Raw genomic sequence first — 12173 nt, 5'->3', positions numbered from 1 at the left:
TGGTTATTTATTATTATGAATTTGTCCCATTAAATGTCGTAATGAAGGTACTTCTTTTTTATTTTTAATAGCTAGTATTTCACTAATGATCGAAATGGCTATTTCTTGCGGTGTAATCGCTCCTATGTTAATTCCGGCAGGACTGTAAATTGTTTCCATAAAGTTCAAAACTAATTCCGAATTGTATTCTATTAAATCATGCATTAACTTTTCTCGTCGTTGGGCAGAACCCAAGATTCCAATGTAAAATGCATTTTGTTTCTGAAGATTTAACAAAAAATGCAAATCACGAGCATAATTATGATTCATTAAAACTACAGCGGTTTGCTCATCAATTATAAAATCAAAAGGCATTTCGGGGTCTAAATAAGAAATTTGATTGGCACCCAGAAAAATTTCAATTCCTCTTGAATCTCTAGGAGATGTTACGATGCGTACCTCCCAACCCATTTGAACAGCCATATTACTCAAAGCAACCGCATCATGTTCTGCTCCAAAAATGACCAACTGACTAATGGCAGTCAAAACTTGCTTGAATTGACTTAAGTTTTTATTTGGAATATATTTTTCTCTAAAAGTAAGTTCTTGATTACTAGAAATTTTTAAAACACTACCAAAACAACCACTTTCAGTATATTCTTTTTCAAAAAAAGAGGTTATTTCAAGTGTTTTTCTAGCTTTTAACTCCTTTTGAATAAGTTTATAAGTAACATCAGAAATTGAAAAAGGCTCTATTAAAATATACAAAGTACCTTTACAACCCAATCGGAAACTACCATCATAAGTAATTACTTTTGGAACTTGCGTTTCAAAAACACGTAAAGCTTGAAATTGGACTTCTTTTTCTACACAGCCACCACTAACAGCTCCAGCAATTGCTCCATCTTCCGAAATCAACATCTGAACACCAGGTTTTCTATAGGAAGAACCATCCAAGTTAACTACTGTAGCTAATACATGTTTTATATGTTGGTTACCGTAGGCTACCTCAACTAAAAGTTTAAATTCATGTGTCATGGTAACGAAATTAATCTAGTAGTAATTTACAATTATTAATTTAAATTCCGATAGTCCATTGGGTTTTCCCTATCCATCGAATAATTGATGAAATATAGTCTTTTTTTAAAACACTTTACTAAAATGTTTTCCATTTGCTAAGATTCTCAAAAGAAATTCCAAATTTGGCACAAAAAAAAACGCCATAAAAGATTATGACGTCTTAATTTACTTATCGAGCTTTAATTATCCATTCCTTTATGAACGAAGAACTTAATCTAACAACAATGATTCGAATAAATCTCCAAAAGATGTAATTTTAAAATACAAGTTTTGAATATCACTAATAATATAATCCGTATCCATGATGCGTTTTTTATCGTAAGGAGCTACCGTAATATCTTTTGCAAAAACATGCTGGGTTTCTTTAACTGAAGATGTGATTCCTGCTCCATAAATACGAAGTCCAGCAGCTGTATCAATTAAACCAAATTCGATTGTAAACCAATACAATCGCTGTAATTGGATAACCTTCTCTTTATCATAGTGGTACTTATATCCTATCTCGCCAAACTTTTGCATGAAATTACTATAATCAGCATGCACTAATTGGGGAATATGTCCAAAGATATCATGAAACATATCGGGTTCTTCCAAATAATCCAATTGCTCTCTTTTACGAAGCCAAGTAGAGGATGGAAATTTTTTTTGACTTAATAATTCAAAAAAGGCATCCACTTCAATCAAGCCAGGAACCACCTCAATTGTCCATCCTGATTGCGCTTTTAATAGCGGATTAAGTTCACTAAAATCAGGAATACGTTCGGCATTAAGTGCAGGTTTAAGAACCTCTAAGCCTTTTAGATATTCATCGCAAGCCTTATCCTTTAAATTTTGGACTTGTCGATCAAATAAAAGCTTCCACACTTTGTGCTCTTCCTCAGTATAAGCCTCATATATTTGCTTTAATTGGTCCATTTTATTTTTCTTTGAACGATTCTTCAGCTAACAATAATTTCCATGCCATTTCCATGTTGGCATTTTCGATATAATATTTTACTTTCTCATCAACAAGTTGAAGCAATACTTCTCCTTCTTGACTGATACATCCATCTAAAATGTTGAAAATAGATTGCTGTTCGTCATCAGTTATAACAGGGATGACCTCAACAGAGGCCAACCGTGCCAAATTGTTTGCTGTAAGAACGTTACTATTCAAAACTCTTTTAGGCAAAGTTTCAAATCCTACTGCTAATTTGGTTCCTGGCTTAGGTACTTCAAACAAACTTTGTGCATTCGTACGACAATACCAATCCCCTCCTAACCTGGCCACAGCATCTAATTTAAAAGGCGAAATTCGGTTATTATCATCTAAAACACTTTCGTCAATATGGATCAAAAGCACCTCACAAATAACCAAATGTCCTGCTCCTCCTTCTTCTCCTAAAGCAATAACATCATTCACTCGACATTCAAAAGCTACAGGGGATTCCTTTACCCTTGGAGGTGCAATTCGTTTAGATACCACAGGAGTTAAACCCGATTTTCCAAATTCATCTACCCCTTGATCAAATTCGACACTAGAAAGAGAGGTTTGTTCAACCATTTGATAATTCACTATATTAATAACCACCTCTTTGGTTTGCAGAACATTCTCAAGCGTATGTTTGGTTGTGTTATTACGAACTCTACGCGCAGGTGAAAAGACTAAAATGGGCGGATTGGAACTAAAACAGTTAAAAAAACTAAACGGACTTAAATTGACATTTCCATCTGAGTCCACAGTACTTGCCAAGGCAATAGGTCTTGGCACAACAGCCCCCGACAATAGTTGCTGAACTACTGCTGTTTCTAGCTGTTTGGGATCTAGTGTTTTCATAACTCAATATTCTTAGCTGGTAAAATGGCTGTTCGAACACCTCCGAAGCCCACTCTTTCATGACCTTCTCCTGCGTGACCTCTCATAATTACTTGGTCTCCATCCTGAATAAAAACCCTAGTAGATCCATCTTCTAACAGAACCGGTTTTGTTCCTTTCCAAGCCAATTCAAGCATAGAGCCAAAACTATCCGGTGTAGTCCCACTAATGGTTCCTGAAGCATATAAATCGCCTATTTGAATATTACAACCATTAATAGTGTGATGCGCTAACTGCTGTTCCATTGTCCAGTACAGATGCTTAAAATTAGATTGACAAACAATTGTTTCTTTACTTTCCTGAGGCGCAATAGCTACTTCTAAATGAATATCAAAAGTTTCTCTTTTGGTTTCTTTTAGATAAGGTAACACTTCCACTTGCTGTTTTGGTGCAGGAACTTTAAATGGCTCTAAGGCTTCAAAAGTTACAATCCAAGGTGACATAGAAGAAGCAAAATTTTTACCCAAAAATGGTCCTAGTGGTACATATTCCCACACCTGAATATCTCTGGCAGACCAATCATTAAAAAGTACCATCCCAAAGATATAATCAGTTGCTTTTTCTACAGAAACCACATCGCCTAATTGTGTTTCTTTTCCAATGACAAATCCCATTTCTAATTCGAAATCCAAACGCTTTGTTGGTCCAAAATCAGGTTTATCCTTAGCTGGATCTTTTAGTTGTCCATGAGGACGATGGATTGGAGTATCACTTACCACTATCGAAGAGGCTCTCCCATGATACCCTACTGGCATATGTTTCCAATTGGGTAAAAGTGCATTTTCAGGATCTCTGAACATGATTCCTACATTCGTTGCATGCTCAATACTCGAATAAAAATCAGTATAATTAGGAATATCAATTGGCAATAACATTTTCACTTCATCCTGTTTGTGCAAAGCCTCAAAAATACATTTACTGTCTTTTGTTATTTTACTTTTTTCAATTAATAATGTTTGGATACATTTTCTAACAGCATTTGTTTTTTCTTTTCCTAAAGCAATAAAAGGATTCAAATAACGAGACTCAAAAATGCCTTTCGGTATTTCTAAACCATCAAAATACCCGAATTTTTGCACAATCGCTATGTCCAACACATAATCGCCTATTGCCGTTGCCACTGAATGATGTCCTTTGGCTTTTGAAAAAATACCAAAAGGAATATTAGCTAATGTAAAATCGGAATTTTCAGGAATTTCAATCCAACTTTTAATTTCTTTCATAATTCTATGCCTATAATGTTCCTCTAAGTTCCTGTTCTCTTTCAATGGCTTCAAACAAAGCTTTAAAATTTCCTTTTCCAAAAGACTGTGCACCTTTTCGTTGGATAATTTCAAAAAAGAGTGTTGGTCGGGTAACTAATGGTTTGGTAAAAATTTGCAATAAATAGCCTTCTTCATCTCTATCGATTAGAATATTCAATTCTTTCAGTCGTTTCATATCTTCGTCAATTTCCCCAACTCGTTCCGTAACCGTATCATAATACACACTTGGAACGTTTAAAAATTGCACCCCGCGTTTTCTTAATTCTGAAACCGTATGAATAATATCGTCAGTAGCTACTGCAATATGTTGCACACCGGCATCATTATAAAATTCAATGTATTCCTCAATTTGGGATTTCTTTTTTCCATGAGCAGGTTCATTGATTGGAAACTTAATTCTTCCATTTCCATTGCTCATGACCTTACTCATCAAGGCTGAATATTCGGTAGAAATGTCTTTGTCGTCAAAAGAAACTAACTGTGTAAATCCCATCACATTGGCATAGAAATCACACCATTTGTTCATTTCACCTAATTTTACATTGCCTACAATATGGTCTACATATTTAAGTCCAATGCTTTCTGGTTTAAAATCATCTGAAATCGCTTTAAAACCAGGTAGAAAAACACCATTATAAGCCGAACGCTCTACAAAAATATGAACCGTTTCTCCATACGTATGAATAGCTGAGAAAACCACTGAACCATTTTCGTCTGATTCCGTTCTTGGCTCAAAATAGGATTTTGCCCCACGTTTGGTAGTTTCCTGCCAAGATTTGGTTGCATCATCAACCCATAAGGCCACCACTTTTACTCCATCACCATGTGCATTGACAAAGGCATTAATTGGACCGTCTTTCACCAAAGAAGATGTGAGTACTAAGCGGATTTTTCCTTGTTCTAATACATAAGAAACCTTCTCTTTATTTCCAGTTTCAAGCCCTGAAAAAGCAACCAACTGAAATCCAAATGCCGAACGGTAAAAATGAGCCGCTTGTTGCGCATTACCCACATACATTTCGATATAATCGGTTCCATTAATTGGCAAAAAATCGGCTGCTTCTTTAAATATCTTTTCTATTTCCATTGTTTTCATAACATATTAAATCTTTATTTTATTCTAACCAAGATTTATAATAATCTGGTAATTCTAGTGAATAAGCATACTCCGTAACCATCAAAGGCTTAAAAGTATCGACCATTACGGCCAGTTCTGCTGTTTCTTTTTGTCCAATACTACGTTCCATAGCTCCTGGATGTGGTCCATGAGGAATTCCCGAAGGATGTAAACTTACATAGCCCTTTTCGATATGATTGCGACTCATAAAATCACCATCCACATAATAAAGCACTTCATCAGAATCGATATTACTATGATTGTAAGGAGCAGGTACTGCTTGTGGATGATAGTCGTACAACCTAGGACAAAACGAACACACTACAAAAGCATCTGTTTCAAAAGTTTGATGCACTGGTGGCGGTTGATGCACGCGCCCCGTAATAGGTTCGAAATCATGAATCGAAAAAGCATACGGATAATTGTAACCATCCCAACCCACTACATCAAAAGGATGTGAAGCATAAACATACTCATGCAGCATTCCTTGTTTTTTTACCATAATTGTAAAATCACCTATTTCGTCATGAGTTTCTAAATCCTTTGGTTTACGAATATCTCTTTCGCAATAAGGTGCATGCTCTAGTAATTGTCCAAACCAATTTCGATATCGTTTTGGAGTATAAATAGGTCGATGAGATGTAACAATAAATAATCGATTATCGGTTGTTTCAAAATGAATTTGATAAATAATTCCTCTTGGTATCAAAAGATAATCTCCTGATGAAAATTCTAAATTCCCTAAAAGTGTTTTTAGTACTCCTTTTCCAATATGAACAAATAAAAGTTCATCTTCATCGGCATTTTTATAAAAATAGTCTTCCATCGAAGATTGAGGTGCCGCCAATTCAATTTGACAATCCTGATTGACTAAGATCGCTTTTCGACTGGAAAGATAATCCGGGTCTGGTTTTACATTAAAACCTATAAAACATCTAGAAAGAGTGTTGGTTCGTTCTGTAACTTTGGGTGCAATAGAACGAGAACCACGCATTTCTTTGACCATCGTAGGTCGGTGGTTATGATACAACAAGGATGACATTCCGTCAAATCCCACTGTTCCAAATAACTGTTCGTAATAATAACCGCCTCCTTCTTTTAAAAAAGCAGTATGCCTTTTATGAGGGATGTTTCCTAAAGTGTGGTAAATGGGCATAGCATTTCAAATTAAATTACTATTTATTTTTTGGTTGGTTTAATAGTATCAATTCATCAGTTCACTGATGGACAGTTCAAGCGCTGTTTTACTGATATTTTTAGAATCTGTTTGCTTATTTCTTATACGATTTAAAGCCTTATAAATGGTTTGAGAAGCGTCTTCAAATATGGAACCATCAGTAATTTCAGCTTCTCCGTTCATTAAAAATGCAAAAACTCTAGCCATTCCACAATTAGCAATAAAATCTGGAATGACCGTTACTTGACTATCGGCATAGGCTAAAGTCTCTCCAAAAAAGATTTCTTTGTCATTAAACGGAACATTCGCTCCACAAGAAATAATCTCTAAACCATTTTTTACTAAACGTTCTAATTGCGATTTTTCTACTAATCTTGAACCTGCACAGGGAACAAAAATATCGGCAGGAACATCCCAAATGGTATTATTAGCCATTTCAAAATCAATCAGTTGCTCTTTAGGCAAACCTTCTTTAAAAAATTGAGCAATTTCATCTACCGAAAATCCTTCTGACGCAATCAAGCCACCTCTAATATCGATGATTCCAACAATAGTTACACCTAATCGAGATAAATAATAACCCGCAGCAGCACCTACATTACCCCAACCTTGAATAATGGCTTTTTTACCTTTCAAATCTTTTGCCCACAAATGAGAAAAATGCTTAATGGATTCAGAAACTCCATAGCCTGTAATCATATCTGCAATGGTATATTTTCCTTTTGTATCTGGAGTAAATTCTGCATCTTCAATTACTTTAGAAACTCCCAAACGTAATTTTCCAATTTTATGCACTTTTTGCGCTTCATCAGGTTGATAATGTCCATTAACAATACCCTCTTGTGGATGCCACAAACCATAACTTTCTGTAATAGGAATTACATCATGAATCTCATCTACATTCATATCGCCACCTGTACCATAATAACTCTTTAATAAAGGCATGACGGCGCGGTACCATCTTTTAAGGACTTCGTTTTTTCTAGGATCTTTAGGGTCAAAATTGATTCCAGATTTAGCACCTCCAATAGCGGGTCCTGAAACCGTAAACTTAATTTCCATAGTCTTAGCCAAAGAAACCACTTCCTGACGATCCAGTCCTACACGCATTCGGGTTCCTCCTCCTGCTGCACCACCTCTAAGAGAGTTAATCACCATCCAACCCTCAGCTCCTAGTTCTTTGTCTTTCCATTCAAATACAATTTCAGGTGCCGTTTCCTCAAATTTTTTGAGTAATTCCATCATAATAATTCTGTTTTTTATTAATTCACAACTACCCAAAATTACCTAAAAAACAGAACCTTAAATTGTAATACAATACAAATTAAACATTTTAAAGAAAATATGCAAAGAAAAAATACACTTTGAAGAAAAAAAGCTATTTTTAAATCTTGAAACAAACGTTCCACTAAAACTTTTTTCTTTTATGTCAATTACACTTGATACTATCGATAAAAAAATATTAAATATCTTACAAGAAGATGGAAAAATAACAACTAAAGCCTTAGCCGATCAATTAGGGATGACCACAACCCCTATTTTTGAACGCATTCGTCGAATGGAAAAACACGGAATAATTGATAAATACGTTTGTTTATTACAACCCAAAAAAATAGATCGAAAATTAATTGTCTTTGCCTCTATTTCTATAAAGAATCACGGAGCCATTCATGTAGGAGATTTTATCCGAGAAATGAACAAAACGCCCGAAGTTATGGAAGTCTATCATATAGGTGGAAACTATGATTTTTTAATAAAAGTAGTTACCCAAGATATGGAAACCTACCAAAAGTTTGTTCTACACAAACTCTCCAACATCCCAAATATCGATCATGTTCAAAGTTCGTTTGTACTTTCAAATGATAAATACACTACGGCTTTTAAATTGTAAATGAACTTTAATTAAAAATTAAAAGTATTACACCATAAATAGCATTAGAAATAATGACTAATTTTACTTAAAAAAAAATTCTCTAGACTTTTGAAAAACGTACTCATCATTGACGACGAAGAAAAACTTCGTGGACTCCTAGCTCGAATAGTCAAATCGGAAGGTTTTAATGTTATTGAAGCAGCCGACTTAAAATCAGGTTTCAAAAAATTAACACAAAATGAAATCGACGTGGTATTATGTGATGTAAAATTACCCGATGGCAATGGTGTCGCATTTTTAGAACAAATAAAAAGCAGCTTTCCGCTAGTAGAAGTTATTTTATTAACGGCCTATGGCAAAATAGCCGATGGAGTTCAAGCCATGAAAAATGGCGCTTTTGACTATATTGTTAAAGGGGATGATAATGACAAAATTATTCCGCTGTTATACAAAGCCATTGAAAAATCGGAACTTCAAAAAAAAGTACAAAAACTAGAAAAACGCATTTCAGATAAATATTCTTTTGATAATATCATTGGCAAATCAAAGGCCTTAGAACAAGTAATTGATTTGTCTAAAAAAGTCGCTAAAACCGATTCGACGGTCTTGCTTACTGGTGAGACAGGAACTGGTAAAGAAGTTTTTGCTCAATCCATTCACGAAAACAGCAACCGTGTAGGCAAATCATTCGTAGCATTAAATTGCAGTACTTTAAGTAAGGAGATTTTAGAAAGTGAATTATTTGGGCACAAACAAGGTGCTTTTACAGGAGCACTAAAAGACAAAAAAGGCTTTATCGAAGAAGCGAATGGTGGTACCTTATTCTTAGACGAAATTGGCGAACTACCGATTGATTTACAAGCCAAATTATTACGTGTTTTAGAAACTAGCGAATACATTCCGGTGGGCGATTCTACTCCCAAAAAATCGAATTTTAGATTAATTGCCGCAACCAATAGGGACTTAAAAACCGAAAGTGAGAATCATAACTTTCGTTCGGATTTGTACTTTAGATTGAATATTTTCGAAATAAAAATTCCACCGCTACGAGAACGTGTAAAAGATATTTCGCCATTAACTAGCTATTTCGTTGCATTATTCTCGAATAAAATCAACAAAAAGAAACTTGACATAACAGCTGATTTTCTTCAAAAATTAGAAAGCTATCACTGGCCGGGCAATGTACGTGAACTAAAAAACGTTATCGAACGAGCTGTTATTTTAGCTAATGACGATTTGTTGACAGAAGACCTATTACCTTTCGAAATTAAATTTCAACAAAATAATAGTACTAAAAACACCTCCTCTTTTTCCATGCAAAGTATAGAAAAATCACATATTCAAAAGGTTTTAAACTATACCGAAGGAAATAAAGCAGAAACAGCACGATTACTAGGAATAGGTATTGCTACCTTGTACCGAAAATTAGAAGAATACCAAATTCATTTATAAAAAATACAACCACTTTGAAAAAAGCCTATCATAATGATAGGCTTTTTTTATGAGCATTTTTGGCACGCTATAAACAAAACATTCAAAAACAAGCAGTTATTGTTTTTATTTTTTTCTGGAACATCTTTTGGCATAAGGGAAGAAAATAAAAATTAAATCTTATGCGAAATCAAGTTAATTCGATTTACAAACAAGCAGAACGCTTTGCTGAAATCACTAAGAAAACCATCATAACTGGAAATATTCATCGAGCAAAGAAATTTTTCAACGTTGCTGAGCAATTATTTCAATCCGGAAATCACGACACTAAAATTGCTATTATGAACAGCTACGTTTTGTCGATCACCAAATTCATGGAACTAAAACATTGCAGTATTTCTAAACTGGTTCCTGCTTCTTTAAAAGAAGAATACACCAAACAAATCCAACTTGCTAAACTCTAAAATTAAATCAAAATCAATATGTTATTCACTATTCTATTACTCGCATTAGCCGCTTTGCTATTTGCCTTTTGCTTTAAAATCATTCCCTTTTTTGAAAATATCTAAACTATGATCTTACTTTTTATCATCGCCCTTGCCGTGTTTGGCTACTTGGTTTACGTATTAATGAAACCAGAAAAATTTTAACCTCATCCTCTAAAATGACATCCATGAATACAGAATTATTAGGCATCATTGGGATTTTTGTCCTTGCTGTGATTTTAGCAATCCCACTAGGAAACTACATTGCCAAAATTTACAAAGGAGAAAAAACACTACTTGACCCTGTTTTTAATCCCCTTGAAAAACTTATTTTTAAAATAAGCGGAATCGATTCGACAACCGAAATGAACTGGAAGCAACACCTACAAGCGTTGCTTGGTCTAAATGCGCTTTGGTTTTTTCTGTGTTTTTTTATTTTAATCTTCCAAGGGATCCTTCCATTAAATCCTGACAATAATCCAAGTATGACGGCCGATCTGGCGTTTAACACCGCTATTTCATTTGTAGTAAATTGTAATTTACAGCACTACTCTGGAGAAAGCGGACTTTCATACTTAAGCCAACTTATGTTACAGTTTCTTCAATTTGTTTCGGCTGGAACAGGAATGGCAGCTGCCGCTATGGTTTTTGTAGCCATGAAAGAAAAAACAACGGACATACTGGGGAATTTTTATAACTTTTTTATCAAAAGCTGCACTCGTATTTTATTACCACTAGCAAGTATGGTAGCAATTGCATTAGTTTTTAGTGGAACACCAATGACTTTTGAAGGCAAAGATACGTTTACCAGCCTTCAGGGTGATACTATCGATGTTTCTCGCGGACCCGCTGCAGCCTTTATAGGAATTAAACATATTGGTACTAATGGCGGTGGTTTCTTTGGTGCGAATTCGGCTCATCCACTAGAAAATCCAAACTATTTTAGTAATGCTGTGGAACTTTGGGCGCAATTGATTATTCCATTTGCGATGCTTTTTGCTTTGGGCTTTTATCTCAACAAAAAGAAATTGGCATACATGGTTTTTGGAGTAATGACCATTGGATTTTTACTGCTCGTAATTCCAACAGTAATAAGCGAAATGAATGGAAATCCTGCCTTAGAACAAATGGGAATTGATCAAAAATCAGGTGCTTTGGAGGGCAAAGAAGTGCGTTTTGGCGCCCCAATTTCAGGATTTTGGAGTATTGCAACTACCGTAATTTCTACCGGTTCTGTTAATAGTATGCACGACAGTTCTATGCCACTTTCGGCTACGATGGAATTACTAGCTATGATGGTCAATGCGTTTTATGGTGGTTGTGGTGTAGGATGGTTAAATTTTTATATTTTCATTATTCTTGCAGTCTTCATTTCAGGATTAATGGTGGGTAGAACCCCAGAGTTTCTAGGCAAGAAAATTGAAGCTCGCGAAGTAAAAATTGCCGCTTTTATCGCAATATTACATCCTTTATTAATCCTATCAGGTACTGCTTTGGCTTCTTATTTTGCTGCCAATACTACTCCAATGGATTTCTGGTATGATGGAAATGCTGGTTCTTGGCTCAATAATCCTGGTTATCATGGTTTTTCGGAAATGTTATATGAATTTACTTCAAGCGCCGCAAACAACGGATCTGGATTTGAAGGTTTAGCCGATAATAACCCGTTTTGGAATATCTCTACTGGAATCGTTTTATTACTAAGTCGCTTCCTACCAATCATTGGTCCTCTTGCAATTGCAGGACTATTAGCTAATAAAAAATACGTTTCAGAAAGTGCAGGAACTTTAAAAACAGATACTTGCATTTTCGGAATAATGGTTTTTGCTGTAATCGCAATTATTGCCGCTTTATCATTTTTCCCTGCTCTAGCCTTAGGACCATTAGCCGAATATTTTACCTTAAAATAAT

General features: G+C 35.0%; 12 protein-coding genes. 5 read left to right on the top strand and 7 right to left on the bottom strand.

The annotated features are described in order from the left end of the window. Positions 1-3: 3 nt before the first annotated feature. The 7 genes from ACFPTQ_RS08730 to ACFPTQ_RS08700 all read right to left on the bottom strand — a co-directional run bounded on the left by ACFPTQ_RS08730 (position 4) and on the right by ACFPTQ_RS08700 (position 7718). Positions 4-1017 (bottom strand): XdhC family protein, encoded by a 1014-nt coding sequence (locus tag ACFPTQ_RS08730; RefSeq protein ID WP_379776438.1) that lies wholly within the window; start codon positions 1015-1017, stop codon positions 4-6. Between the two features lie 252 nt (positions 1018-1269). Continuing rightward, positions 1270-1974 (bottom strand): phenylalanine 4-monooxygenase, encoded by a 705-nt coding sequence (locus ACFPTQ_RS08725; RefSeq protein ID WP_379776435.1) that lies wholly within the window; start codon positions 1972-1974, stop codon positions 1270-1272. A 1-nt stretch (position 1975) separates the two neighbouring features. Continuing rightward, the gene (locus tag ACFPTQ_RS08720; RefSeq protein WP_379776432.1) at positions 1976-2875 is read right to left on the bottom strand and encodes a flavin reductase family protein; all 900 of its coding nucleotides are present in this window, start codon (positions 2873-2875) and stop codon (positions 1976-1978) included. Next, positions 2872-4128, bottom strand: a complete 1257-nt coding sequence (gene fahA / locus ACFPTQ_RS08715) for a fumarylacetoacetase (RefSeq protein ID WP_379777198.1) — start codon at positions 4126-4128, stop codon at positions 2872-2874. The genes ACFPTQ_RS08720 and fahA overlap by 4 nt, the downstream gene beginning before the upstream one ends. 19 nt (positions 4129-4147) lie before the next feature. After that, the gene (gene hppD, locus ACFPTQ_RS08710) at positions 4148-5275 is read right to left on the bottom strand and encodes a 4-hydroxyphenylpyruvate dioxygenase (protein ID WP_379776429.1); all 1128 of its coding nucleotides are present in this window, start codon (positions 5273-5275) and stop codon (positions 4148-4150) included. Positions 5276-5294: 19 nt separating this feature from the next. Next, on the bottom strand, positions 5295-6452 hold the full coding sequence (locus tag ACFPTQ_RS08705) for a homogentisate 1,2-dioxygenase (protein ID WP_379776426.1): 1158 nt from the start codon (positions 6450-6452) through the stop codon (positions 5295-5297). 48 nt (positions 6453-6500) lie between these two features. Then, positions 6501-7718 carry a Glu/Leu/Phe/Val dehydrogenase dimerization domain-containing protein gene (locus ACFPTQ_RS08700; RefSeq protein ID WP_379776423.1) on the bottom strand — a complete coding sequence of 406 codons (1218 nt, stop codon included), beginning with the start codon at positions 7716-7718 and terminating at the stop codon, positions 6501-6503. Positions 7719-7899: 181 nt separating this feature from the next. On the opposite strand from ACFPTQ_RS08700, the gene ACFPTQ_RS08695 reads away from it, so the two are divergent. From ACFPTQ_RS08695 to kdpA, 5 genes are all read left to right on the top strand, one after another. Beyond that, entirely contained in the window at positions 7900-8364 is a 465-nt protein-coding gene (locus ACFPTQ_RS08695) for an Lrp/AsnC family transcriptional regulator (RefSeq protein WP_379776420.1), read from the top strand. A 90-nt stretch (positions 8365-8454) separates the two neighbouring features. Further along, positions 8455-9798: a sigma-54-dependent transcriptional regulator gene (locus tag ACFPTQ_RS08690; RefSeq protein ID WP_379776418.1), complete on the top strand. Its 1344-nt coding sequence runs from the start codon at positions 8455-8457 to the stop codon at positions 9796-9798. 161 nt (positions 9799-9959) lie between these two features. Continuing rightward, positions 9960-10241, top strand: coding sequence for a DUF7674 family protein (locus tag ACFPTQ_RS08685; RefSeq protein WP_379776416.1), 282 nt, complete (start codon positions 9960-9962; stop codon positions 10239-10241). 108 nt (positions 10242-10349) lie between these two features. Next, positions 10350-10427, top strand: a complete 78-nt coding sequence (kdpF, locus tag ACFPTQ_RS08680; protein WP_379777195.1) for a K(+)-transporting ATPase subunit F — start codon at positions 10350-10352, stop codon at positions 10425-10427. A 23-nt stretch (positions 10428-10450) separates the two neighbouring features. Further along, on the top strand, positions 10451-12172 hold the full coding sequence (gene kdpA / locus ACFPTQ_RS08675; RefSeq protein ID WP_379776413.1) for a potassium-transporting ATPase subunit KdpA: 1722 nt from the start codon (positions 10451-10453) through the stop codon (positions 12170-12172). Position 12173: the final 1 nt, after the last annotated feature.

The organism is Flavobacterium sp. GCM10022190 (assembly GCF_042656445.1).
Lineage (GTDB): Bacteria > Bacteroidota > Bacteroidia > Flavobacteriales > Flavobacteriaceae > Flavobacterium > Flavobacterium nitratireducens.
The sequence above is the reverse complement of the archived record's forward strand: the minus strand, read 5'-3'. Positions and strand labels throughout refer to the sequence as shown.